Annotated in this window: 43 protein-coding genes; 4 read left to right on the forward strand and 39 right to left on the reverse strand. The window is 45.7% G+C overall.

Annotation, left to right across the window (positions count from 1 at the left end; all coding sequences use genetic code 11):
• Positions 1-12 precede the first annotated feature (12 nt).
• The 23 genes from J2Z28_RS02005 to J2Z28_RS02115 form a co-directional block, all read right to left on the reverse strand.
• Positions 13-465 carry a hypothetical protein gene (locus tag J2Z28_RS02005; RefSeq protein ID WP_211080976.1) on the reverse strand — a complete coding sequence of 151 codons (453 nt, stop codon included), beginning with the start codon at positions 463-465 and terminating at the stop codon, positions 13-15.
• A gap of 412 nt (positions 466-877) precedes the next feature.
• Positions 878-1,288, reverse strand: a complete 411-nt coding sequence (locus J2Z28_RS02010) for a sigma-70 family RNA polymerase sigma factor (protein ID WP_211080977.1) — start codon at positions 1,286-1,288, stop codon at positions 878-880.
• 264 nt (positions 1,289-1,552) lie between these two features.
• Positions 1,553-1,792 carry a hypothetical protein gene (locus J2Z28_RS02015; protein ID WP_211080978.1) on the reverse strand — a complete coding sequence of 80 codons (240 nt, stop codon included), beginning with the start codon at positions 1,790-1,792 and terminating at the stop codon, positions 1,553-1,555.
• A complete protein-coding gene (locus tag J2Z28_RS02020) occupies positions 1,792-2,823 on the reverse strand; it encodes a hypothetical protein (RefSeq protein WP_211080979.1) in 1,032 nt (343 codons plus the stop codon). The genes J2Z28_RS02015 and J2Z28_RS02020 overlap by 1 nt, the downstream gene beginning before the upstream one ends.
• Before the next feature lie 137 nt (positions 2,824-2,960).
• Complete coding sequence (locus tag J2Z28_RS02025) at positions 2,961-3,161, reverse strand: hypothetical protein (protein WP_211080980.1); 201 nt, start codon at positions 3,159-3,161, stop codon at positions 2,961-2,963.
• Complete coding sequence (locus tag J2Z28_RS02030; protein WP_211080981.1) at positions 3,158-3,520, reverse strand: DUF1064 domain-containing protein; 363 nt, start codon at positions 3,518-3,520, stop codon at positions 3,158-3,160. The genes J2Z28_RS02025 and J2Z28_RS02030 overlap by 4 nt, the downstream gene beginning before the upstream one ends.
• Positions 3,517-3,804, reverse strand: coding sequence for a hypothetical protein (locus J2Z28_RS02035; protein WP_211080982.1), 288 nt, complete (start codon positions 3,802-3,804; stop codon positions 3,517-3,519). The genes J2Z28_RS02030 and J2Z28_RS02035 overlap by 4 nt, the downstream gene beginning before the upstream one ends.
• A 100-nt stretch (positions 3,805-3,904) precedes the next feature.
• Positions 3,905-4,210, reverse strand: a complete 306-nt coding sequence (locus tag J2Z28_RS02040; protein WP_211080983.1) for a hypothetical protein — start codon at positions 4,208-4,210, stop codon at positions 3,905-3,907.
• A 14-nt stretch (positions 4,211-4,224) separates the two neighbouring features.
• Positions 4,225-5,034 (reverse strand): ATP-binding protein, encoded by an 810-nt coding sequence (locus J2Z28_RS02045; RefSeq protein ID WP_211080984.1) that lies wholly within the window; start codon positions 5,032-5,034, stop codon positions 4,225-4,227.
• Positions 4,949-5,779, reverse strand: a complete 831-nt coding sequence (locus J2Z28_RS02050; protein ID WP_211080985.1) for a hypothetical protein — start codon at positions 5,777-5,779, stop codon at positions 4,949-4,951. The genes J2Z28_RS02045 and J2Z28_RS02050 overlap by 86 nt, the downstream gene beginning before the upstream one ends.
• Before the next feature lie 4 nt (positions 5,780-5,783).
• Positions 5,784-5,981: a hypothetical protein gene (locus tag J2Z28_RS02055; RefSeq protein WP_211080986.1), complete on the reverse strand. Its 198-nt coding sequence runs from the start codon at positions 5,979-5,981 to the stop codon at positions 5,784-5,786.
• On the reverse strand, positions 5,971-6,279 hold the full coding sequence (locus J2Z28_RS02060; protein ID WP_211080987.1) for a hypothetical protein: 309 nt from the start codon (positions 6,277-6,279) through the stop codon (positions 5,971-5,973). The genes J2Z28_RS02055 and J2Z28_RS02060 overlap by 11 nt, the downstream gene beginning before the upstream one ends.
• The gene (locus tag J2Z28_RS02065; protein WP_211080988.1) at positions 6,276-6,683 is read right to left on the reverse strand and encodes a YopX family protein; all 408 of its coding nucleotides are present in this window, start codon (positions 6,681-6,683) and stop codon (positions 6,276-6,278) included. The genes J2Z28_RS02060 and J2Z28_RS02065 overlap by 4 nt, the downstream gene beginning before the upstream one ends.
• Positions 6,684-6,827: 144 nt before the next feature.
• Complete coding sequence (locus tag J2Z28_RS02070; RefSeq protein ID WP_211080989.1) at positions 6,828-7,001, reverse strand: hypothetical protein; 174 nt, start codon at positions 6,999-7,001, stop codon at positions 6,828-6,830.
• Positions 6,998-7,258: a hypothetical protein gene (locus J2Z28_RS02075; protein WP_211080990.1), complete on the reverse strand. Its 261-nt coding sequence runs from the start codon at positions 7,256-7,258 to the stop codon at positions 6,998-7,000. Before J2Z28_RS02075 ends, J2Z28_RS02070 begins: the two co-directional genes overlap by 4 nt.
• Before the next feature lie 63 nt (positions 7,259-7,321).
• Complete coding sequence (locus tag J2Z28_RS02080; RefSeq protein ID WP_211080991.1) at positions 7,322-7,573, reverse strand: hypothetical protein; 252 nt, start codon at positions 7,571-7,573, stop codon at positions 7,322-7,324.
• Positions 7,574-7,579: 6 nt separating this feature from the next.
• Entirely contained in the window at positions 7,580-7,756 is a 177-nt protein-coding gene (locus J2Z28_RS02085) for a hypothetical protein (protein ID WP_211080992.1), read from the reverse strand.
• Between the two features lie 20 nt (positions 7,757-7,776).
• On the reverse strand, positions 7,777-8,202 hold the full coding sequence (locus J2Z28_RS02090) for a BC1872 family protein (protein WP_211080993.1): 426 nt from the start codon (positions 8,200-8,202) through the stop codon (positions 7,777-7,779).
• Positions 8,203-8,442, reverse strand: a complete 240-nt coding sequence (locus J2Z28_RS02095) for a hypothetical protein (protein ID WP_211080994.1) — start codon at positions 8,440-8,442, stop codon at positions 8,203-8,205.
• A 321-nt stretch (positions 8,443-8,763) separates the two neighbouring features.
• On the reverse strand, positions 8,764-8,973 hold the full coding sequence (locus J2Z28_RS02100; protein WP_211080995.1) for a hypothetical protein: 210 nt from the start codon (positions 8,971-8,973) through the stop codon (positions 8,764-8,766).
• Positions 8,970-9,389, reverse strand: a complete 420-nt coding sequence (locus J2Z28_RS02105) for a hypothetical protein (protein WP_211080996.1) — start codon at positions 9,387-9,389, stop codon at positions 8,970-8,972. The genes J2Z28_RS02100 and J2Z28_RS02105 overlap by 4 nt, the downstream gene beginning before the upstream one ends.
• On the reverse strand, positions 9,386-9,724 hold the full coding sequence (locus tag J2Z28_RS02110; RefSeq protein WP_211080997.1) for a hypothetical protein: 339 nt from the start codon (positions 9,722-9,724) through the stop codon (positions 9,386-9,388). The genes J2Z28_RS02105 and J2Z28_RS02110 overlap by 4 nt, the downstream gene beginning before the upstream one ends.
• Before the next feature lie 178 nt (positions 9,725-9,902).
• Positions 9,903-10,097, reverse strand: coding sequence for a DUF7167 family protein (locus J2Z28_RS02115; RefSeq protein WP_211080998.1), 195 nt, complete (start codon positions 10,095-10,097; stop codon positions 9,903-9,905).
• Positions 10,098-10,179: 82 nt separating this feature from the next.
• Here J2Z28_RS02115 and J2Z28_RS02120 point away from each other — a divergent pair, with 82 nt between their 5' ends.
• Complete coding sequence (locus J2Z28_RS02120) at positions 10,180-10,377, forward strand: hypothetical protein (protein WP_211080999.1); 198 nt, start codon at positions 10,180-10,182, stop codon at positions 10,375-10,377.
• Positions 10,378-10,478: 101 nt separating this feature from the next.
• Here J2Z28_RS02120 and J2Z28_RS02125 read toward each other — a convergent pair whose 3' ends face one another.
• From J2Z28_RS02125 to J2Z28_RS02185, 13 genes are all read right to left on the reverse strand, one after another.
• Positions 10,479-10,709: a hypothetical protein gene (locus tag J2Z28_RS02125; protein ID WP_211081000.1), complete on the reverse strand. Its 231-nt coding sequence runs from the start codon at positions 10,707-10,709 to the stop codon at positions 10,479-10,481.
• A 51-nt stretch (positions 10,710-10,760) separates the two neighbouring features.
• The gene (locus J2Z28_RS02130) at positions 10,761-10,928 is read right to left on the reverse strand and encodes a hypothetical protein (protein ID WP_211081001.1); all 168 of its coding nucleotides are present in this window, start codon (positions 10,926-10,928) and stop codon (positions 10,761-10,763) included.
• Positions 10,918-11,301, reverse strand: a complete 384-nt coding sequence (locus J2Z28_RS02135) for a hypothetical protein (protein ID WP_211081002.1) — start codon at positions 11,299-11,301, stop codon at positions 10,918-10,920. The genes J2Z28_RS02130 and J2Z28_RS02135 overlap by 11 nt, the downstream gene beginning before the upstream one ends.
• A 222-nt stretch (positions 11,302-11,523) precedes the next feature.
• Entirely contained in the window at positions 11,524-11,913 is a 390-nt protein-coding gene (ssb, locus tag J2Z28_RS02140; RefSeq protein WP_211081003.1) for a single-stranded DNA-binding protein, read from the reverse strand.
• 1 nt (position 11,914) lies between these two features.
• Positions 11,915-12,817, reverse strand: a complete 903-nt coding sequence (locus tag J2Z28_RS02145; protein WP_211081004.1) for an AAA family ATPase — start codon at positions 12,815-12,817, stop codon at positions 11,915-11,917.
• Positions 12,804-13,037, reverse strand: coding sequence for a hypothetical protein (locus J2Z28_RS02150; RefSeq protein WP_211081005.1), 234 nt, complete (start codon positions 13,035-13,037; stop codon positions 12,804-12,806). The genes J2Z28_RS02145 and J2Z28_RS02150 overlap by 14 nt, the downstream gene beginning before the upstream one ends.
• A 32-nt stretch (positions 13,038-13,069) precedes the next feature.
• On the reverse strand, positions 13,070-13,252 hold the full coding sequence (locus tag J2Z28_RS02155; RefSeq protein ID WP_211081006.1) for a hypothetical protein: 183 nt from the start codon (positions 13,250-13,252) through the stop codon (positions 13,070-13,072).
• An 84-nt stretch (positions 13,253-13,336) separates the two neighbouring features.
• Positions 13,337-13,567 (reverse strand): hypothetical protein, encoded by a 231-nt coding sequence (locus J2Z28_RS02160; protein WP_211081007.1) that lies wholly within the window; start codon positions 13,565-13,567, stop codon positions 13,337-13,339.
• The gene (locus tag J2Z28_RS02165) at positions 13,557-13,769 is read right to left on the reverse strand and encodes a hypothetical protein (protein ID WP_211081042.1); all 213 of its coding nucleotides are present in this window, start codon (positions 13,767-13,769) and stop codon (positions 13,557-13,559) included. The genes J2Z28_RS02160 and J2Z28_RS02165 overlap by 11 nt, the downstream gene beginning before the upstream one ends.
• Positions 13,762-14,001 (reverse strand): helix-turn-helix domain-containing protein, encoded by a 240-nt coding sequence (locus tag J2Z28_RS02170; protein WP_211081008.1) that lies wholly within the window; start codon positions 13,999-14,001, stop codon positions 13,762-13,764. Before J2Z28_RS02170 ends, J2Z28_RS02165 begins: the two co-directional genes overlap by 8 nt.
• A 72-nt stretch (positions 14,002-14,073) precedes the next feature.
• On the reverse strand, positions 14,074-14,277 hold the full coding sequence (locus J2Z28_RS02175) for a hypothetical protein (RefSeq protein ID WP_211081009.1): 204 nt from the start codon (positions 14,275-14,277) through the stop codon (positions 14,074-14,076).
• Between the two features lie 2 nt (positions 14,278-14,279).
• Positions 14,280-14,987: an ORF6N domain-containing protein gene (locus tag J2Z28_RS02180; protein ID WP_211081010.1), complete on the reverse strand. Its 708-nt coding sequence runs from the start codon at positions 14,985-14,987 to the stop codon at positions 14,280-14,282.
• 15 nt (positions 14,988-15,002) lie between these two features.
• Positions 15,003-15,230, reverse strand: a complete 228-nt coding sequence (locus J2Z28_RS02185; protein ID WP_211081011.1) for a helix-turn-helix transcriptional regulator — start codon at positions 15,228-15,230, stop codon at positions 15,003-15,005.
• 166 nt (positions 15,231-15,396) lie between these two features.
• On the opposite strand from J2Z28_RS02185, the gene J2Z28_RS02190 reads away from it, so the two are divergent.
• The 3 genes from J2Z28_RS02190 (at position 15,397) to J2Z28_RS02200 (ending at position 18,063) form a co-directional block, all read left to right on the forward strand.
• A complete protein-coding gene (locus J2Z28_RS02190) occupies positions 15,397-15,777 on the forward strand; it encodes a helix-turn-helix domain-containing protein (protein WP_211081012.1) in 381 nt (126 codons plus the stop codon).
• Between the two features lie 235 nt (positions 15,778-16,012).
• On the forward strand, positions 16,013-16,228 hold the full coding sequence (locus J2Z28_RS02195; protein WP_211081013.1) for a helix-turn-helix domain-containing protein: 216 nt from the start codon (positions 16,013-16,015) through the stop codon (positions 16,226-16,228).
• A gap of 620 nt (positions 16,229-16,848) precedes the next feature.
• A complete protein-coding gene (locus J2Z28_RS02200; RefSeq protein ID WP_211081014.1) occupies positions 16,849-18,063 on the forward strand; it encodes a tyrosine-type recombinase/integrase in 1,215 nt (404 codons plus the stop codon).
• A 26-nt stretch (positions 18,064-18,089) separates the two neighbouring features.
• On the opposite strand, the gene J2Z28_RS02205 is transcribed toward J2Z28_RS02200, so the two are convergent.
• The 3 genes from J2Z28_RS02205 to J2Z28_RS02215 all read right to left on the reverse strand — a co-directional run bounded on the left by J2Z28_RS02205 (position 18,090) and on the right by J2Z28_RS02215 (position 23,198).
• Positions 18,090-18,305 carry a hypothetical protein gene (locus tag J2Z28_RS02205; RefSeq protein WP_211081015.1) on the reverse strand — a complete coding sequence of 72 codons (216 nt, stop codon included), beginning with the start codon at positions 18,303-18,305 and terminating at the stop codon, positions 18,090-18,092.
• A 41-nt stretch (positions 18,306-18,346) separates the two neighbouring features.
• Positions 18,347-19,720: a glycoside hydrolase family 43 protein gene (locus J2Z28_RS02210; RefSeq protein WP_211081016.1), complete on the reverse strand. Its 1,374-nt coding sequence runs from the start codon at positions 19,718-19,720 to the stop codon at positions 18,347-18,349.
• Positions 19,721-20,159: 439 nt separating this feature from the next.
• On the reverse strand, positions 20,160-23,198 hold the full coding sequence (locus tag J2Z28_RS02215) for a beta-galactosidase (protein ID WP_211081017.1): 3,039 nt from the start codon (positions 23,196-23,198) through the stop codon (positions 20,160-20,162).
• Positions 23,199-23,258 lie beyond the last annotated feature (60 nt).

Below are 23,258 nucleotides of genomic sequence, written 5' to 3' on the forward strand. Positions count from 1 at the left end.
TCAACCTCCTCTCTACTCCTGAATGATCAAAACTGTTGCCTTGCCTTTTCTGTCGTGTCTGAGTGATCCAGATATCAACGAGAACTCTACTTCTTTGCCCATACCATGCACTTCTACACCAGTACGCCCCTTAAGTTCGCTCACTAAGTCTTTGGTGAGGTAAGCTCTCAAGTTTGCTACTGGTTGGCCTTGCTTGATCTCACCAATCTCTTTATACACGCCTTCTATTGCAGATTTTTCTTCCAGAGACTTCATCCTGTTTCGCAACTCATCTGCCTCTCGTATAATCGCATCACGCTGTTGTTTACTTGGCGCTTCTATCGCACGGCGGTTCAGTGTATCCAACGCGCCAGCAAGTGAACGATCAAGATCCTCTGTGGTTATATCACCACTTACTGCTAACCCGTTGTACTCCGCTATCTCCTGTGGTGTACCCTCTACTGTTCCGTCTTTATGGAGTTTCATATGTGTTATCCCTCCTCTTAATGACCCAACCCTATACGGCCCCCGCTGTCGCTGGGTGATTCGGTCGGACTCGATGGCCTGCGGCAAAAACAAAAAGAGCAACGGCGCTTGACCGTCACTCTCTCGTATTTGTTGTTGATGTGGGCAAGGATTTGCACCTTGCATGGTTTGCTATCTTACGATCCTCGTGGTCTTTTGGCTATCCCACAATTCGCAAACCTTATCGACTCATGCGTCTACCTATTCCGCCACCACATCTTAGTTTTGGCATGCAAGGAAGGAACGTTGTAAACGACGACTGCGCATACAGCTATCGGCGCTTATCAGATGTTCCTTATGCTAGTATCATACTAAATATCGTGATGCATATGTGTGCGAATTATGTTGCATGAATGATGCACAGATGATGCATTTATGCTGGTTGGTTAAACATAAAATCAATATTGCTGATCTCACGATCTTTATAACTCAAGGGTGCTAGAGCAACAGACAATCGGCGTATAGCTTCTGTGTGCCAACGGCCTACTGTTGTTCGGTGAATATGGACAGCTTTAGAGATTTCTACCAAGTCCATTGTATTGCGGTCTAGATACTTGCGCATAATGACCATCCGTTGATCATCGCTCAATACCTCATTGACTGCTCCATCGATCAGATTAACGATTCGGCTGTATCTAGACTTGTCCCACCCATCCAGATTGCCGTAGGCTCGTTCGTCGTATATACTTGACCATCGGTTTGCTTCCACCTCAATCAAATTCTGTACCGCAAACTTGTAAGATCTATAATCCTTCAACAGTTCCGTCAACTGATTGTTGTCCATGTTCTCCCTCCTCATACTCTTTTTCAAACTCACTGTGCCGGTATACTCTCCATCCCTTTTCAGGCGAGTGTACCAACCACTTGCCTTCCAATACCCTGAAATAATGATTATCTACAACGACACTGAGGTACGGCATATCCTCTCTAAACTCAAACAGCCCGTTCCTCACTCTACCGCCTGTGAACTCCTTCACCCTTGCCACAGTTGCCGGAGAGCAATCCGTTATCTGGATCGCCCTCACGGTTTCTGCTTTGCGGTGGTATATCATATCACTCGTTCATACGTTTGGTTGAATATATGCGGCTTACACGGGTAGAACTCTCCATCAACACCACGTATGATCCAATCGCCTAAATCCGCTGCCATTGTGCCTTCAAGCGTAGGAATTAGTATCTTCCCGTCTCTCAATTCATAGTTTAGTTCCATATCCGATATTTCTCCGATGTTATCTCCAGACCACTGCACAGCCCCGATAACCACTGGCTTCTTCCGAAATCTTAGCATCACGCCACCTCCGCTTGCGGCACTTCCAAAGCTTCTACGCGTCTTTTGAGTTCCTCAAATTCTGCTCTCGTAACTGTTCCCTCTGTTTCCTCAGCACTACTTCCTGCCAGCTGCTCTTCAGCCAGTCCGTCGGTTGTGATTTCCGCCGTGTCATCTTCGGGATAGCCCCAGGGAGGCGTTAGTTCGCCGCTTTCTTCCACACTTGCAGATTGTGCCAGATCCTCATCAACACGTTGGGGTTCTTCGCTGATTCGAAATTGCGGCGCCTCTTCGGCGCTCACCTCCCGGTACTTCCCTTTTTCGAGGTAGTTGAAGGTGATCACTTCGTCAGTTGCGGCTAGTTTCGCCGTGTATGTGGAACGCTTGTCATCTGCCCACTCAACATCATAGATGGCTGGTTTGGATTCTTCCTCACGTTTCTTCTGCTCTTTCCATGCTGCCATAGCGTCACCAACGTCAATGACCTTAGTCGCTTGTACCGCACCCACTGCAATTTGTTGGCGCAGATCGTCGATGTGACTTTCTTTCTGTCTCACCTCAGCCTTAACTTCTTCCAGTTGTGCAACAGCTGCATCGCGTTTGCTTTCTACGTCCAGCAATTCAGATCTCACATCACGCAATTCTGTCACCAATTTGGCGTTTGCTTCGCCTGCTTCATCCGCTTTTGCCTGTGCCACATCTTTCGCGGCTGTTTCTGCTGCAAGTCGTTCCTGTAAATCTTTAATCTGAACCATCCAGTGCTCGTCCCGCTGCAACAATGTGTTCTGCACCACGATACGTACCACTTGATAAGATGATTCCGCTGATTCCGGTGTGTCGTTTTTAAACATGTCACGCATGGTCACGCCGTCCAGATCCATATTGTCCATGATGTAGGCGACCTGTTGTTGACTCTCTTCCACACGTTCCAGTTCCAAGTATGCAATTTCTTCCTCGATATCTACGATCTTACCCGCATCCGCCATAGCCCCACGTTGTTTTTCAATGCTCAACTCATACCGTAATTGTTCAATACGTTCTTGCTTTTCCACCTACATACACCCCGTTTTCCGATAGTAATAATGATATATCTTATTATAGCACATTTTGTGGTTATAAAGTACTTTTTACGCCGTTTTACACAATATTTTGTGGTTTATCTGCATCATGTCACATTTGACTTTTTCGATCATGCAATTTCTGATCTCGCTTCCGGTTTAGTCACTTTCCAGCCATCGAGTTTAAACCACCCTGTTGGCTCATAGAGACGTTTTTGAGTTGATCCTAGTATTTGTCTGTCCAACTCTAGTAATCGACCTCTACACGCCCCAGATTCGTCGAGGAGCACCCATCCGTCTCCTACGTGTACGTACCGACCAATCTTACTCACTTCTCTTCCCACCTTCCGTTCTTCTTGGTCACGAGTTTCAGGATCAGCTCCGGGTTCCTCATATCGAACAATGTCCGTCTCAACGAAAAGTCCCGTGCTGCAAATCCCTTCACGTCTTCTACGATCGTCTGGCCGTCCTGCTTGTACATGAAATCGGCTGTGTACTTGATGCCGCGTTTCTTCTTGCCCATCTTGGTGAATGGTTCTACCAGTTGAAATACTGGTTGCAGGGTCAACTCACTGATCACGCCGCCACGCTCCAGAAGCATCAGCATCCGGTACCGCTCTGCCTCCATCATGCTGTCGAAGGTGATTCCGTCCTTGACTGTCTTCTTGGCGCCGTACTTGTTGCCCCTCAAGCTGCACCACCTCCTCTCCGTTTGAACAACTCATGGTTAACCCTTGTCTTGGGTATGCCTACTTCCTTGGCGATGTCTGACCGTAGCCAGCCGTAGTCCGCCAGTTCGATGATCCGGTTGGACTGCTCTGGTGTAAGTGGTACGTCCAGGCTTTCCATCAACCGATCTGTCCTTGATTCTGATCTCCGTATGCTCACGTAATTTTTGTATGCTTTTTCAGCCTTCGGTTTCTTTGGCTTCTGCTCCTTGATCTGTCCGCCGGATGCCCAATGCTTCTTTTTCATGCCGCTTCCTCCTCAGTGTCGTCTGCAAAGGCCTCTCGGCCCCTGCGCATAAATTCTTCAAAGTCCATATCCATCAGGTCGTAGTCGTCGATTGGTTGTTTCACGCAAACCCTCTCCCGTTCGCTTTCAAAATCCATTCGCCCTTTTCGTGTTCCCATTCATAAAGCGCATCCCATAGTGGAGCATTGAAGAATAAAGTCACTCTCTTTGCTTTTCTGAATTGATTGCTGAACACATCTTCAAGGTCTTTAACTTTCGTACACTCATCATCCTGGTCAGATAATCCGTTGGTGTACGTTCGCTTCAGTGGTAACCCTCTGTGATAGTGCACTGTCATCACAACCTCGCCAAATCCCACATCCAACCATGTCTCCTTGTTTAAAAATTCGTCGTCCACTGAGAGCACCTTAACCATCCCCTCTACTGCAATCTATAATTCAGCTCAATTCCACCCTTTATCACCACTTTGTAGTCCCGGCACATCTCGTTAATCCGACTACCCAGCGCCTCGTCGATCTCACATATGCCCGATATGGTCCGTTCCGAGCTGATCAGCATGGGCAGATTGTTCAGATAGCGATAATTGACGATTGCGAAACTCTGCTCTGCTTGGAAGTCAGTCGGTTTCTGGCGTCCCTTGTACATGTCGTCGATGAATAACACCTCGGCCTGCTGTAGTTGCCGGATGCGTGTGTCCAGCGTGTCGAGATTGTCCTTGATCTCGTTGAAACCTTCGACCCAAGGAAAGTAGTGGACGCCAACTCCCTTTTTTAACAGGTAATTGCACACGGCCATGGACAAATGTGTCTTCCCACTGCCCGGCCGCCCCAATAGAGCTAGGCTGTTCTTCCGCGTGCTGCGAATGTCGAAGAAATTCTTGGCGTATGCTCCGGCTTTCTGATACGCAAGCTTAATGAGCTCCGGCCGCCCTTCTTCTTCGAAGTTATCGAATGTCTTCTGCTGGAATTCTTCAGTGATTTTGCTTGATCCCATCAGCCGTTCAATCATCCGCTCTCTGATGCAGGTGCAATCTTCCCACTTGTCCATGTAATCAAATGGTTTATCACTCAGGGCAACACGCTGGATGCGGCCGCCCATATCTTTGCATTTGTCACAACGATATTTCTCAGGTTCCTGCTCTGTTTTAGCGATCGAGGAAAGCGAACTCGCTCTCTGCCGAATTTCCTCCAGGTTGAATTCCTTTTTCAAAGCGTCTTTGAGACTCTGCATGGCTTACCCTCCGTTCTTTTTGTTCTTTCGACTGCCGGCGACTATATATTCCTTCTTTGATCCAGCGATCAGCGATAGCTTGCATGAGTTTCAAGTTGGGTTGCGAACTGCTTTCGCCTGTTTCCAACATCAATTCCGTTATAAAGGACTCGTCGTAGTTCTTCTTTTTCAGGTTTATGACAAATTCAGATATGAGTCCGTTCATGTTTAATCCACCAAATACTTTTGTATAAGTTCCCATAATAGATTCATCAGTCGTGGCGGCCGAAAATCGCCCTGTTTCTTCTTCTTCTTTTTCTTCTTCTTTTTCTTCTTCTTCTTCTTCTTCTTCCCCCAAGTCTATGGATAGGGTAGGGATAGGGTATCCATAGTCCTTGCATAGTCTTCCGAAGCGGTATAAATATTCGGTGTTTTTAATGGATTGCAACTCTTTCTCGACACACATCCGAACCTTCGGACTTTTGATAGAGTTGTACTTCAACCAGTTGACCAACATGATTTCTTGTGTATGATCGTTATAGAGTACCTTGCCGTACTGCACGAAACGCTCCAGAAGCTTGTCCACTGTCTCTCGGTGGTAACCTGTCTCAAACTCAACGATCCTTTTTGGCAGCTCATATATGCCGCATTGGGTCGTTTTTGAGTTGGTCATGAGGTACAGGTAGAAGTATTTCTCCTCTGGTGTCAGGCTGATAACAAACGGGTCCTGCCAGAAGGAGACTTGTATCTGTCGGTATACTGCCATGTGCTCACGCTCCTTTTTTACTTCCCAAGTTGTCCCGTATATCATTTATCTTCATCTTCGCCCACCGTACCCGTTCCTCGTGCCACTCAACTGCTCCGCGGTCATCGTACTGTTCTGCATGGTGCAGATCCGCTACCGCTCGGGCTAATTCGTCGTCCCAGAACAACAACTGTGATCGCAGGTATACGTTGTTAGATGCCATCCTTTGTATCCTCCTTGGGTATAGACTCCCTACCCTCTCCCTGTTCCCACGAGAATAGAACTTCTGCATCGCGCCAGTATTCAGGGATTTCTGAATCTCCATAATGATAGGTGATTAGTGTAATCATATTATCCTTCTTCCGTACTTCTACCTTATGTTTTATCCAGTTTATGTTGGACTTCATCATGTAGGCAGTTGCCATGCTTCCTTCTCGGCTGTCCGCCCCAATCATTGATATATCCATAAAGCAATAATCCGCTGATTCGACCCGTAATTTGTTAAAGTTTTTGATGTTCATGTTTCATCCCTACCCTCTAGTAAGTGTGGGTGTTCAAACGGATTGCCACGAATCAACGACTCGCTTATGCAGGAACCTATCTTATGTTCTTCACTGTCTGGATCGTCCAAGTACACCAAGTCTGCCAAGTAGAATCCTGTTCGCTTTTCATCCCATTCGATGCTGTATAGAAATCCCTCGAATTCAACAATGTCTTTGTGATAGGCTTCTTTTCTGTTCTTGTCCTTTAGTCCGGTGTACTGCCCAACCGTCTCTGGACGTACGTGGTAAGCAAACGGCAAGCCTGAGCTGTTGGAAATGTAGTGTCCTTTTTCGATCCTCATGTAATTTCTCTTGAGCTCCGTAAGAAGTCCGTAATGCCACTCACCGTTTATGCCCCTGCCGCGATATTTGATCTCTCTCATGCTTCTTCCTCCCCAGGTAGGTTGATACGCTCGTTTTCTTTATGTGCTGCTTCCCATACCAATTTGCATGCTGGGCATTCTTCGCCGTCCATGTACATTCCGCAATGATCGTCCAATTGTGATGTGCAAATTCCGTGGCACATTTTACCCATGCTTATCCGCTCCTTCCTCAAGCTCAGTTTTACGGTCATACCACCATGCCTTAACGTTCCGTTGCTGTGCATCATATTGTACTGATGAGATGACGCCATGTGCTTTCATATCGCTAAGCGCTGATAACCATTCGCTTGTCTTGTCCTCGATTTGTTGTCTGTTCATTGTTCCGCTCCTTCCTCTTGATGTGCTCTTAATTTTTCTTTCACTTTACTGATTGCCTGCATCGCCTGCTTGATTTCTTCTTGCACCTCAACTGGAACATCAGTATGCTCCAACACTGTCAATCCCCAAGACAACTTATACGATGCGTCTCCTAAGTGGGTGAGAGATTGATACACGTAGTCTTCCAACTTTCCGAGTTGCTTGAATCCTTCGTATCCTGGTTGATGCGCTGCATATGTTCCGAATTTTTCTGGCATGGTTTGTATATCCTCCTATTTGGGGAGACCAGAAACCCTTATCCGGCCTCCACTTCGTTAAGTTTATTCAGTCGATTGGTCGCCTTCGGCCAATTCCTCGACGCCCTCTTGCTCTCCAACATCCATTACAAGCGTCATAACACCGTTCTTTATGACTTTAGCAAGCACAATACCCGTCACGGTGATTGTCTTCACTTCTTCTAAGCGACAATGGTCGTGCTCAATCAGACCTACACCGACAAAATCCCAATTCTCGTCCTCCCAGACAAACTCATTGCAACGTTGACACGTCCCGAACAGAACGCCGCCAGCCATGAGCACTCACCCCTGTCCGTCTAACAGGATTTTTTTTGCTAATCCCTTAGCTGCTTCTAATCCTTTGATAGTCCCGTCTGAGATAAGTGTCTGTTGCATGTGGCGTTTCTCAAGTGCTTCTCTCCGTTCATTTTTAGCACGTTGAATTTCATTTTCTAGCTGTATTAAAAAGTTCTTTGGCACATCTATCCCTCCTATGAATGTTATAAGTCCAGTACAGCCAATAACGCGGCTTTGCATATTGCTTCAGATACGTTCTCGCTGGAATAATCTTTTCGTCCGATCCGTACATCCACCTCACAGGCTGTGTTGTGCATCTTCATTTCCCATGCCCATTCCTTTTCAACCTGTTTAATGACCATCCACGCTCTGTATATGTCCTCAGACCAGTTCCGATTAATAAAATAGGATAATTCCACACTGCCTCTTGGTGGCATCATGGCGTATGCATGAGCGTCACTCATATCGGGAGGTATCAACACCTCGCCATGCTCAACCGCGCCGTCATAGTCATGTGCAGGCCCTTGTATACGGCGCCATTTGAAGATGTGTTCAGCGACCATTATGTTCAGCTCGGTGCCGGGCTCAGCATTCAACACTCGCTCCCGGGTCAACGCTGTTTGTTTCATCTATATATCACCTCTCAGGCGGATCATTTCTTCTTTGTAGCGCTTTTTAATGAACTGGTCATGTCTTTCTGTCCGAACGTTATTGTAGCGGTTACGCAAGTATTCCGGCCCCGCATGATCAATAGACATCTGGGGTTTAGCCCACCATGATGTTGAGGAACGTCCTTTTCCATCGGTGAACTTCGACTCGTACCCTCCGTACTCAGGGTCAGCTTTGCACATTTCGAATTTCAGTCTCATGTTATATCCTCCTTAGTAGGGAGAGCCTTAAACACTCTCCGCAGTTTTGATTATTGACATTTCATCTTTTGCTGTTTTAGCCTTATTCCGAGGTGATAATTTTGAAAGTTTACGGCATCGAAAATAAGGATGGTTACTTTTATAACTTTGTTACTCAAGGTTGGACAGTATGGTCTGTGCAGTGTCAGTTACCTAGTGTAGATTTGGCTGACAACTTACTGCTTCTTTATAGCGATAACCCCGATTTTTATAATGCTGATGTAAGTCCGGTAGATATTGACTGATCTTAGGCTTCTCTCTTAGTAGGGAGAGGCCCAAGCCTCAACCCTTGATATTTCGTTTGATATCTGTCAGCGCCCGCGTTGCTGTTAATTGGACATCTACCCTGTCATAACAGTCTCCCGTCTCTCTCACGCACGCTGGGATAGTGATCACCATGTCGGACTGTTCATATGTTTTGTAGTGAGCCGTCTTTTTCCCACAAACTGCACAGCGCTTGCTTTCGCTTGATGAAGCGTGTCCTACCTTCATTGGTTCCCCTCTCCTTCCTGACCCAAAGAACGCATATATTTCACGTAATCAAAATGCGGAATTTCTTTAAATTCAGTTTGTATCTCACTTATCAACCTCATCTGGATTTCTGCATCGCGTGTTGTCTGTGCGTTTCTCGCTTCGTAATATTCATGCCTTTTGTTCATGTACAATTTCTTGAGATAGTCCATCACCCGTTGCCGACCAATGTAGTCTTTCCGTACCTCTTCAAGCTCCTTGCCCTGCTTGTTTGCCAACTGCTGCAACCTGATCATTTCTTTCCCTTGCTGTTCAATGAGCGTCCCATACTCATCCATCTGGGCCAGCAGCCCATTGGCCGCCTCCACCACGTTCAGCGGAACAGCTCCGCCCTTGTGCAGCAACTGCATCGTTTCTTTCAACTGTTGCATACTCATGACTGTTCTTCCTCCCTCATTCTCAATTCGTTCTTCCGTTCCTGATGATCAGACCATGTATTGCCCACTAACGTATCCACATGGCGTGTGATCCTCTCTTTAAGCTCATCCATCACTTGATACGGAAAAGGAACCTCTTCCTTCTTGAGCTTGCCTCTGCCCGTGTCATTCGGTCTGCTTCCGTCATAGTCCTGAACGATTTTGTATCCATGTCTACGGGTTTCTCTGGTGTATAATCGATATCCGCGAAGTATGAGCTTGTCGCCTGTGTACCAGAAGGACCACTTGGCAAGCTTCAAAATGTCTTTGTCAGTGCGCTCAATTGTGTATTCCATCTGTATATCCCTCCAAAATTACTTTTTACGAAACTGTTTGCGAAGGCACTTATCACATACGACATATGATTGTTTACCGTGGACAATAACCGTGCGTGAGCATTGCATACACTTGGATTCGTGCGAATAAAGAAAGCTGTAGTCCATGTATATCCCTCCTTGGTTAGAGGCCGGAGCCTCAATCCTCGTCTTTGTACTTGCGCGTTGGGAATACATCCACGTACTGCATCGCATCTTGCCAAATTTCCTTATAGATGATTTCATCCTGTTCCGCCTCAGACTTACCTTCCAATTCAGCAGGATCAATCTCAACTGTTCCTTCACGTTCTGCCCCAGGGAAGCCAATTGTCATTTTCCAATCAACGTTTAACATGTGTGTTATCTCTCCTTTGGTGGGCCTAGCCCAGATATGTGATATAATGCGTTATATAAATAATGTTTTATGGAGGTACATAATGGCTAAATCCAAAACGACTACCAGTTTCAGATTTGAAGATGATTTTATTGAGCTGCTCGATACCTGGTCATTTGTCACGAATAAAGAAAAAGGTGTTCTGTTGCAGGAAGCATTCCGCGAATTCGCTAAAATGGAACAAAACGCGGATACGGCTGCAAAAGTTAAAAAAGTATCAGATGTGCTGAACAACCATTGAGTCGCTTATGCGGCTCTTTTTTGTGTGGTGGGAAGGGAGGGTATTCCCTTCCTCTGTTATCCGGGGATACCCGGTGTATCCTCCCTTAGATGGTTTAAAATTTACTCCACTACAATTCTGGTAACGTTCGATTTCATGTTCAGCGGCTTTAGAGTTTTGTATGTTGCCAACAAATTGAACACCATCACTCCGTCTTCAACATGCAACTCTGGTAAGCAGTCCTCATCATCTGCGTAGAACGGTGCTAACACTGCCATGCCTTCCTGCTCGTCAATTCCGATACAGATCAATGGTGTTGCGTCATCGAATATAAAAGTCTCGTATAATTTCATGTTCTATCCCTCCCTGTGGGTTATGCGTTGTATTGGTGATAACTCCTTACCTCACCAGTTGTCGTAAGCTTCATTGTCCTCGGTTTCTTCCTCTTCTTCCGCATCAAACTGACCGAATTCCATAAGCACCATGAAGTCTTTAATCAATCGATCTTTGTCTGAATTGGTGTCATCGAAATGTTCATGCATATACGCAGATACTTTTTCTTTATCCAACATAGTCCGTCTCCCTAGGGTATTTTTGAATAGGTGATTTCTCCGGCATGCCAAGCTTCATGCAATGTATATGGTCCTGTAGGATCGGCATCCACGTTTTCTTGCTGCTGTGTACCAACTGATGCATTTCCGTGCTGAGCAGTATGCAATTGTCCGTCTCATACTTGCCGCCCTGCGATCCGTACACGATGCGGTGCAACTCAAGGCCGGGTCCCGGCACGCCGCTCAGGACGCACCAGTTACCTCCCTCGCGCTCGATTACCGCCTTCCGTACCTTTTCCTTCGTCATGTATTCCGGGTCCGTGTTGCGCTCTCTCTTGGCTTTAGGCTGCTCTTTCCGGTTGTGGTGAGCGAACAGGTTCAGCCGCCAGGGCATGATGTTCTTTTCCTTCTTGCGTGCCAGTGACATGGTCTACCTCCTCCGTGGTACTGTGTGGATCAGACATCCGATTGCTATCCCCATTGAAGTGCCTAACATCAGCATCACTATTCCAAAAGCAAGTTGATTCATGAGTGTGTATCTCCTCTCCGAATGGTCCGTCTGTTACTGGGATGATTGGGCTGCCGTCGTCGTAGAATAGGGTGTCTTGGTATCTCATTAGAATGGAAGGTCGTCGTCAGCGATGTCGATTTGCTTGCCTTCATCTCTGCTCTGCGTGCTCTCCTGCTGCTCTCCGCGCTCTAGGAACCGCACATTGTCCGCTATGACCTCAGTCACGTATACACGTTTTCCCTCGCTATTCTCGTAGTTTCGTACCTGTATCCGGCCCTCTACAGCACACAAGCGTCCTTTGCGGAGGAAGTTGGCACATGCTTCAGCAGTCTGCCGCCATGTCACAACTGGGATGAAGTCTGCTTCCTTCTCTCCGTTGCTGGTAAACGGTCTGTCCACCGCGAGTGTAAATTGAGTTACAGCTACTCCAGCGGGTGTATATCTTAGTTCAGGATCACGTGTCAGGCGTCCAATTAGAATTGAGCGGTTCAGCATGCTAAGCTCCTTCTCCGGTCTCTGCCGGTTGCAATTTATCGTTCAACGTTTCGATCAGTTCCTTTCCCTGCTTATCAGTGATGTTCACCAGTGGCGAACCGAATAATTTCCGTGTTTGTGCATCTACTAAGTCGGGTTCAAATCCGAGTTGTGCCCATTTCTCCATGATCGTTGCCTTGGTTTCCTCGCTAACCAATTTCTCACCAGACTCCAACCACTCCAGAAGCTGTTTTCCGCTATCAACCGAGGGTGTTAAGTATTGTCCGTCGAACAACCCTGTACGGTCCTTAGAAACGGTTGCTATGTGGTCAGCAGTCAAGTCCATGACCAATGTGAATTCATACTCCAACCCATCACGCTGTACTGGAGCCATGCCGATCTTCCGCGGCACCTGTTTACCCTTGTCGTTCGCTTCCAGCACATATTCTGTCTTCGATCGCATCGTCACAAAGATGTGGCACTTTGATTTCAGGATCGCTTCCACCATCTTATTTTGCTTTGGTGTCAACTCACCCCATGCTGCAAAGCTGTTTTTACTCTTGGACATCGTGTCCTTCTGCTCCAGTAGTCCACCTTCTCCGGCCCATGCATGTGACAGGGAGTCGATGATGATGACGTCCACGCCGTAGTCCTCGAAGGCTTTGATCGCTTCAATGTACTTTTCCGTTGTGTACGGTGGGTCCAAGTCGATTTTCGGAAATTCTGGGATATGCACGCCTGCTTTCATCGTCTCAGCGTACAAGTCAGCGCTCCGGTTCTCTGTATCCACCAGCCCGACCTTCTCCCAGTCACCTGTCATACCGAATGCCATGAGTAGCGCTGACAGCGTCTTACCCGAACCACTCGGGCCTGTCATGCCGATGCGCGCCTTCGTTACCTTTCGTTGTGCTTTACGAATTAGCATCTACATCTACCTCCAATTCTTTGTATGTGATCTCTATTGGAGAAGGAAAGTAATTTTGAGGATTTGCAGGACCATATCTACCCAACAGCCATTCAGCATAGTCATCATCGTTCGTGTAAAATTTGATCGCCTTCATGAAGCTTTGAACAGGTTGACCGTATTGATCCAAGTAATGTTCATCTTCTCTATGCTTTGGCACGTATTTATATCGCTTGATCATTGATATTCACCTCTCCATTTGCTATAATGTTGTCAAATGTAATTACTTATCTGGATTTCTTGGGCTGCCGCTGCTACGGCGGCCTTTTCTCGTTTAACGGCTTTGGCGTAGTTCATCAGGTACACCCGTTTCAACGTCTCCGTCAGTGTCCCTCTCTCGCTTGCGATCTTCGCCATCTGTAGGAAGTGATTTCGATTTGTCGGCGGAACTTTCATCCTTTCTCACCTCCACTACCTTTATAGGAGCCTCCCACCCGTAATGCCGTAGGATGTCATCCACACTCTTGAATGTCTGTTGTTTCACGCTGTCTTTCGTTCCTCCTCAATTGCCTGTTGCAACTCATGATGTAGGCGTTCCTGTTCTTCACTATCCGCAATCTCTGCTTCGTACTCGCTTAACGGTTTGGCATACACTGGAGTGTGTCCACGTGCTTGCATGCTGCGAAACAAGTCCTCGTAATCAAATGCGTTCCATCCAAATATCCGCCCCGCTGTGGTAACCACTCTGAATTCAGTCAGTTCAGCTTGCATCGTCGTATCCTCCAATCTTCCGTACTGTGATAAACACGCTGTTGTCTACCGCCTCAAGCATGCATCCTCTGCAGTGCGGCTGCCGATCTTTGCCCTCGTACACCTCGTACTCAGCCGGACTACCGCATCCACAGTTCGCTGCTGGGCTAATGAACGGGATCATGTTGTCTTTCTTCTTGCCGACCAGTTTTAAGTTAGGCATGCATAACACCTCTTTCTGTTTGTTTTTCAAGCCACCGTAGGAAGTCTTTCTTTACTACTCGTTTAGATGAATGTTTGGACACGCCGACTGAGAAGAATGGAATGCCACCTTTGTCGTTCGGTATCTGGATCAGGCGGTACACCGTCAATCTTGTGACTCCCATGTAATCAGCGATATCTTGCGGTGTCATAATTTCAGGCAGTTCTTCTGGTTGTGTGTAACGTGAGATCATGTTCTCGCCACCTTTCGTGAAATTGTGTACAATATATAGGGCTTGTCTTTACATACATATCTGCATGTTGTGTTAATCGTTAATTGGTTGTTCAGCCTTACATCCGCAACTGATCCTTGTGCCACTGAATGAACCTGCTTCTTTCAAAATATCTAACAGAAGTTCTTCATCAAGTTGAAACTCATTCCCGCATTGGAAGCAGCGGGTGTATATTTCGTCACCGTAAATTTCAATTTCATGTTGCTTGCCGTTTATTTCCTTTTTGATGTAGATCATAATTAGTTCGCCTCTTCTTTCTTTTTTGGATACCATCCGTGGATGAAGTCAATGGCTAATTCAAAGTCTGAACGTTTAATCTTGTCGTATTTCGGTACTGAGAAATGTGATTTCAATGCACGGTATATGGATTGAAAGTGCGCTTCATATCCTTTTTTCATCAAGAATCCCACTCGTGCATTTACGGATTCTTGGATATCTGCCTTCTGGTTCTCTGTCAGCCAGATTTCGTTGTCTACCACAAGTTGCAACCGTCTGTTATCTTTTTGCACTTGGTTGAGCTCTTGCCGAAGATCTTTCATGTTCAGGACAGCCAGTTCTAGGATGCCTTCGATAGTGGTAGGTACTGTAGTCGGGACGTTCATGTTTTGAAGGCGTTCTACTTTATTGAAGTAATCATCTACTAAAGTTTCGTATGCTTCCCAAGCTTCATCTGTCCCAAGCGATTTAGCATGGAGTAATGCTCCTTTTGCAGTCCAAAGGTAGAAAGTGTTAACCCTTTTTAACGATTCATCAATTTGATGACTCGTCTTAAACTCTCTAAGCTCTGGTCCACTCAATACGAAGAAATGCTTGCCTTCCATGTATCTCTTTTTATTTCTTGTGAAGTTATTGCTGATGGATCTAATGTCTGTCCCATAAGATTCAGCGAGTTGAGCACTTGTGAGTACACGTTGATCATTTTTTACAATGGCTTTTAATTGGTTCATATTTATTCGCTCCTTTTAAGCTGTTTTTTTAGGTTTTTGACTCGTTTCGCGTCCAACATCTGCAAAAAAAAGGTTCATATCAAATCCTAATGTTGCTGAAATTAACTTTGCTGCCCGTCCACTCGCATCTTTGCGTCCTTGTTCAATCTCGGCGTAATAACTGCGGGAGATACCAGACTGCTTGGCCGCGTCATTTTGCGTTAATCCTTTAGCCTTACGCATTTGTACTAGCCAGTGGCGCATGTGTTTCACCTCCTTGACGCGTTTTGCGTCGTTGCTATGTTTTGATTATATGACGCACTTTGCGTCATGTCAACAGTCTTTTTAAAATTACTGACGAGTTTTGAGTCAGGATGTATTGTGATTCATTTCGCGTCGTTATAATACTGATAGAAGTGAGGTGGAGTATTTGCTTAGTGAACGACTGTTGGAGTTAAGAAAAGAAAGAAGATTAACGCAACAAGAAATCTCTAAATCATTGAAAATGGCAAGAACAACTTACTCTGGTTATGAAAATGGATCACGGGAACCAGATAACGAAACATTAAATAAGATTGCAGATTTTCTAGAAGTTTCAGTGGATTATTTATTAGGAAGAACAGAACAGAGAAAACAGGTTCTATCGGAGCCGTCAAGAGCATTGATCGACTCGCTGAACCTGACTGATGAGGAAATTATGAAGAACATCCGATTTGAAGTGGATGGCATCGAGCTTGAAGAAGATGATGTCAAGCGATTCATTGGACTTGTAAGACTTGAAAGATCTATGAGGAAGAAACAATCAGAGTAAGATACGCTCTGATATAAACAGGTTTTACTTCATTGGCGTCCATCTCAGATATCTTTTCAACTATGAGATCCGGGCTTACGCCGACTTCTAACAGCGTCTCTCTTGTCACATCAAAAACGATCCTTTTATCCATGTTTACCATCTCCCGTTCTCGTAGTTGCCTTTTGGTAATACCTATTCTAAGGGAACGTATGTTCTGTTACAAGATAAAAAAATATATTAAGGTGGCAGTGCGATGGAACCTATCCCCGTCCGCTGTCGTATTCCCGAACATCTTGAGAGGATTGGAAAGAAACAGCAATGGCTTGCAGACAAGGTAGGAATGAGTAAATCACGTTTGTCAGAAATTGTGAACCTTCGAAGCACCAATATCTCGATAAAACGAGCTGTACTCATTGCCTATTATCTTGAATGCAAAGTTGATGATCTGTGGAAATGGGAAGTACGGTAGCAGAGTGGCGTTTCCGCTGCTCTAGGGAAAAAGTTCCGAATTAACGCAACTTTTAGTATGTACCTCCATCAACTCAAGTTAAATATAGCACGAATTGTTGAATATTGGCGATAAAATATACTAGGGAAATCCAAGGAAATAAATTACAATAGATCAGGCATACATAAATAGACAAATACCGCAACCGATGTGGAGTACAACGGAGAGATTTTATGTTTGAGCTTATCATAGGAATTTTCGAAGATTTATTATCATTAGTTACTAAGCTTTACTCATTGTTGGGGTACATACTTGGAGGGGCATTTGTATTTGCTCTAGCTTATTTTTTAGTTATACGACCAGTAATCAAGATGTTTACTGATCCAGGAAAACGGATGTATTGGTTTACTGTTATAGTAATCCTTGTATGGGGCATGTTCATTGGTCCTATATTAGTACTAATGTTATATTTCGAGTACAAATGGTCAGGATTAATTTTCGGGATCATAATGTATTCAAGTATAACCGTTCCATCTTACCTGTATGGAAGAAAGTTCGAACAATAATAGGCACCCTTCTGGGTGCTTTTTTCTATCACTTCGATTACAATCCTATTAAAACGTCGAAAGGAGTCGGAAACCATGAAAGGACACTTTTACAAGCCGCACTGTAAATGCACCACGAAGAAATGTAAGTGTTCCGCAAATTGGGCTTATATCATTGATGTTGGGATCAATCCAGCTACAGGCAAGCGGAAGCAGAAAAAGAAAGGTGGTTTTGCTACTAAAGCAGAGGCAGAAATCCATGCAGCACAACTACTGATAGAGTTGAAACAAGGCACATACGTGGAAGAAAAAGATATCACTTTTGGTGATTTTGCAGATATGTGGATCAAGCTCTATGAAGGATCGGGAAAAGTCAAAGTCAGCACGGTTAAAAAACGAAAAAGGGATGTAATCCGATTAGTTCAACACTTAAATTTCTACAAAATTAAAGATATTACACGCGATATTTATCAAGAATTGATATTTACCTTTAATGAATTTGGATACAAACACAATACATTGACTGGTATAAACCAAACAGCAAAACTTATTTTCAAAAAAGCAATAGAACTCGGTGTAATTAAGAATAACCCGACTGACTTCTCATATATTCCTACAACTCAGAAATCGGTCGAAGAGTTAGAAGCTTTGGAAGATGTGCCTAAATATCTTGAGAAAGAGGAACTTAAATTGTTTTTAGAAACTTCGGAATTTCAAGGATTAGAGGGAGATCACATTACGTTCACCGTTCTTTCTTACACCGGCATGCGTGTGGGTGAGTGGTCTGCATTAAAGTGGCCGGATATCGATTTTGAGAATCACGAAATTTCCATAACCAAAACGCTATACAGACCCAACAATAAGATCACAGAATATACATTACTCACACCTAAAACAACAACTTCACGAAGAAAGATAACTGTCCCTCCGGAAGTAATGGAACTACTACTCGCCCACAAAAAACGGCAAAACGAAATTAAAATGAAGTTCAGAAACACGTACCACGATAAAGACTTTGTTATGGCGCAAACAATAAATCATCCTGGTTATCCATTAGCCGGTGGAAGAATAGGCAATAGAATGTCACGTTTATTACAATTATGTAAGTTGGGTGATAATTTGACCCCTCATTCCTTGAGGCATACTCATACATCCTTGCTCGCTGAAGCTGGTGCCGAATTGCATGAAATTATGGATAGGTTAGGTCATAGTGATGATAAAACGACCAGATCAATATATCTCCACGTTACTCAAACCAGAAAAAAAGATACAAGTGCGAAATTCAGCGAACTTATGAAAAGCTTAAAATAGAGGACGAATGTTACTCAAATGTTACCCTAAGATGAATTATTCATTATAAAACCTATATATATCAAGGCTTTGTCTCTAGATCGGAGGGATGTCCCCCATCCTTCCATCGTCTGATATTGCTTCGATGGATCGGCAACAGCCGTGTAGGCTCCTGCCGCAGATACCTCTGTCCCCACACCTAAACTGCCTGTTAGCAGACTTCCTGCCAGCAGTAGCGAGCTCATTCGTTTCAACCACTTCATGCACTTCACTCCTTATAAATTTTTCAAAACACGAACACCAATCATTGCCCGATCTCTCGGAAAGTCGCTTCTGACTTATCGAGTGCAGTAACGACAGCTTCCAGTTTCAGCATATTATTATAATGTCTCAGGTACAGGTTCGGGTTACTAAACGAGGTATAAGATGTCCAACTAGCGTTAGCAAGTCCACTTACACGTTTGAACGTGGCGTCATTTCGGAATGTAGTGCTGCCGTCATTTTTCACGAGTGTGATGCTGCCATTATTATTGCGCAGGAAATAACCCGGATAATTCATGGACTCAAACGAAATGCCTGTTGCATTTGACAGCCCGGGAACGATACGGAATTGTGCATCTTCCGCCGGACTGACACTCGCATCAATCCGTGCTTGATAGTTATAGTGACGAATGAAGCTGCCAGGCACATTGAATGACTCCAACTTGCGGATATCACCCGGTTGTCCGGATTCTTTCAATACGGTCATATGCCGAACGAGTCCGGTAAGACCTGCAATCTCTTGTTTGGCACCCCAAGTCTGGAAGTTGTCAGCAGAGTCGCTGTAATAATATTTTTGTGTTGCATAGCCGTCAAAGTAGATTCGCCATGAACCATTATCCAGCTGAACAAGCGCCGGACCTTCCACCCAAGAACCCCAACCTGCCCAATCCCCTGTACCTTTAAAGGTATAAGGACCCGTTAGCGAGGTGGCTGTCGCATATTCAATGTATTTGGTGGTCTCGTTCTTGGTAAAAGCATGATAGGTTGAGCCTGTCTTCACAATAAAAGTGTCGATATAATTGGGAGCAATCCCTGCCAGTTCAGTAGGTGCAGACCATGAGGTAGATGTTAGATTGCTGCCTGAAGCTGTGAGTACATAAGGTTTGAAATTCTGATAGTTGCCTGGTGAGAGGGACACGATAATGTTCAGACTGCCGTTGCTGTCTTTGAACCATTCTGGTGCCCAGGTGTGTGCAATTGTGGTAGGTGTGGATAATGTAATGTTACGGACAAATGTCCAGTTTACCTTATCCGGGCTGGAGGCAATGCCGATGGTGTTACCCGACCAGTTCGTGGTGTAGACGACGTAATATAGACCGTCTGTGTGCTTCATGATGCTGGGATCGCGGATCAGATTGGCAGGAGGTGTATAGGCTGGCCCTTTCAGCAAACCATAGTGGGTTGCATTATACGATTCATAGATATACATATTGGACTCACTTGTGTTCGTAAAGGCGGATATCGTATATACACTTGTCGCTGCTCTGGCTGTATTGGGGAATAACATCGTTAATAGAAGCAATGTTCCAAGCAGCAAGATCATTCCGGCCTTGAAACCATTGGACTTTCCTACTCCTACTCCTACTCCTACTCCTACTCCTACTCCTCCTATTCCCTCTTCCTTCTTCGTCAACATTGGGTCATCTCCTTATCCATGAGTGATGAACAGAGGAATACCTTACTGTATTACCAAAGACAAAGCGTGGCTGGGACTGCCACTGATGAACAACACCTCACGACTACCTGTTCAAATTCCAATTACATGAAGCATCACTCCCTTCACAGATCATGGATGAACACTCTTTATATATGTAAACGGTTACAATTAATTAAACTACAAGTGTTACCTTAGTTCGTTGTACCAACCTGATCACCACAGCTCCCCCATTCCCTTAGCTAATTCACTCACAAGACTGAATCCAAAGATTCACAAGCTCGGGTTATTTGGCTAAGAAAATGAGGTAGTGTGACTGTTGTAAAAGGTGAAATGCTGCGTCTAACTCGAACTATCTCGATTCAGTTCTTGTTCTCAACCATAGTTGGATCGGTAAGACAGCTATCGATCCATACATGAACTATTCCACCACAACCCACGGATAACGGGATAATGCGTCCAACAGGAATCGTACCCGTTCTGGCGTTCTGCCTTCTTCATCGAACAAAAGTAATTCATTCTCTTCCTGTAGCCATGCTACTGGAATCTTGTAATCCTCTTGCGGACCAATCTGCCAGTAACGGCCCAGATGATGTCCGTTCAGGTGAATGGTTCCTTTGCTCATCCCGGTCAGGCGAAGCATCAGGTTCACTTTATGATGCTCCGAAACCGCAGGCTTCGCGAAACGCCAGCGGTACCAGACCGGCTGACCATACGATCCTCGGATTGGAGTATGATTGGATACAGGGTGAGACTTCTCGCTCAATGTAACACTATTAACCGATTCATTCGTGGTGTGGGACACCAGATTGGCAGTACAATTGCCACCTGCGGCGATACCAGGCTGTCCTGCACGCTGGATTGACCCCTGTGCTCCAGGATGGATCGATTCCTGTCCTACCTCGTAGCTCTCCCATTGTTGCGGAAGCAATGCATCCGTCCCTGCCATACGCCAATCCTTCAGTTCTCCCTGACTCGGATATGTGATTAGTTCCAGTCGATTCAGCGAAGAGCGGCTATACGGCATTTCCAGTGTATTCGTCTCTCCGGGCTTGATATACAAGGAGATGTCTAACGTCTGGAAGGCAAACCAATCCTGATATCCTTCCATCGGAACTTCGATGCCATTGATACGTAAACCTTTGCTCAAGGCACCCACAAGAATCGCCCGATCCATGCTATCCAGTGTAAAGCTTCTGCTCAGAAGTGGAGCCCCTTGGAGAGAATTCACCTCATCGAGATGCACAAGTCCACTTTCCATACGCCAATCCCGACGAATATCCTGAACCTTGCCATCCAGATACACAGCACCAGCCAGACCTTTGCTCTCACCCAAATACGGAGAGAAGTTCAATCTGCCCATATGCTGCACCAGAATCTGAAGTGTATTCTTCCCTTTGTCCACCTGCAACTGCACTCCAACGGCACCTACCTGACGCACTAATGTTTGCTGAACACCATTAACGATGATTCTGGCAGTATCCTGGATATCCGGCAAAATGAGGTTAGTGACCTCTTCGGTTGGACTCTCGAAATCACATTCGTACAATAAATAACCAAAATCCTGTCCATATCGAGAAAAGTCTTCGGGTTGTCCACTCGCCGAGCGTTGCTTCGCAGTTAACATAATACGTGACAGCTCAGGAGAATCAGACAACGTCGGCGCACTCGGTGATGTCCATGGAAGCTGCTGCTGTATACATGCAATAGACTCCTCGCTGGCAAAGAACTCGCGACCTGTTAACGTCCGTTCTCCATCGGTCCAGTCACCCAGCAGCGTAATGGTGCGATCCGGATCCGTGATCATGCCCTTGACCTGACCCGACGGCAACACGTCCACGTCATCGAAGCCGATCACATAACGTAGTCCCTTCTGAACTGTTGCTTCCAATCGCCATGTTCGATTCATCGTCTCTTGATCCAGAATGACGAAACGGATCGGTGTGCCGTTGGCTTCCAGTTGGATCATTCCCGGCTCTTGGAAATGGAACAGATCTAGGCGGTGTACGCTCCTTGCTGAATCATGCTCAACCAGCACTTGCACCGTACTGCCCGTGACATTCAATGCTCCGGCTTCCAGTTCAACAACAGAACGCTGTCCTGTAGCGGCCACGATGAACAGGGTTAATTCTCCGTTTATCATTTCATTGCCCGTAATCATCGTACCCGCAGTCAGGTATACGTGTTCAGCAATCTGTACTCGATCCAGCAACGGAACAATCTGTCCTGGATTGAGCGATACGGGAAGAGTACGGCCTTCTTCCAGTGTAATGTGCATCGTTTCGCGTTCATCCTTGTGACTCTCCAGGAACCAAATCTTCTGGTTATCAGCCTGTCTGCCTCGTACAGATATGCCTTCAGGATGACGTACAACGATCTGTTTTTCTGGAATTTCCTCTGTTTCCATCAGAAGAGCCCCGAAAGCATGGACGAAATAGGAAAGATTCTTGGTTACTGCATATTTCGGTGTCACCCGTCCATATTCGTTCAGCGGTGCATCATAGTCATAGGACGTAATCATGAAGATGTCACTGCTACCCATCGTTCTGCCGCCATATCCTCCGAAGTTCGTGCCACCATAGAACATGTAGTGACTGATTCCGGTATACCCGGCACGCAGAATCTCCATAATACGTCTCTCCAGCAAAGGCGCCGTCTTCTGAATGGCCGAAGGCCCTCCCCAATTCTCGAACCATCCGGTCCAGAATTCCGTGACCATCTTCGGGGTGTCCGGCTGTTTGGCTCGAAGTTTCTCATAATGCCCGTCAGCACCCGACCAGAAATTAGCCCCTTCAATCGTGCCTTCCGCCCCGCCAACGCAAGTGATTAGCGTAGAATCAATGCCACGTTGCAACAATCCATCTCTCAGTGTATTCATATGGTCACTTGCAGCGGCGTCATCCATCAGATACCCGTATTCATTCTCCACCTGCACGAGAATGACCGTACCCCCGGCCGATAACTGGCGCTCCCGAATAATCGGCACAAGCTGGTCAAAATACAAATTCACATAGTGCAGATACGTCTCATTATTTTCCCGGAATTTTACGCCGTCCTTCGTACCAAGCCAGTATGGAAAACCGCCAAAATCCCATTCTGCACAGATAAACGGACCCGGACGCGCGATAACCCACATGCCCAGTTCTGCGCACAAATCCAGAAATGCTCCGCAATCGTTGTCCCCTTCAAAGGACCACTGTCCTTCTTCCGGTTCATGCACATTCCACGCAAAGTAAGTGTCGATGCAGTTCATGCCTGCCAGCTTCGCCTTCAGCAGAACCTCACGCCATTCCTCCTTTGGCATACGGAAATAATGGATCGTGGCACTGTTCAGAAATACACGCTCTCCATTTAGGAAAAAGCTACGTGCATCGTATGTTAATTCAGATTGAACACCATTCTCAGCCCTAGTGATGTTCTTCTCCTGTTCCTGCAGCAAAAGGGATGCTTTCTCTGTCAAAGTTATCCCCTCCTTCTCTTTATTTATATAAGTTGAACTAAAGATTATTTACACTGCACA

Source organism: Paenibacillus xylanexedens (assembly GCF_017874615.1).
Taxonomy (GTDB): domain Bacteria; phylum Bacillota; class Bacilli; order Paenibacillales; family Paenibacillaceae; genus Paenibacillus; species Paenibacillus xylanexedens.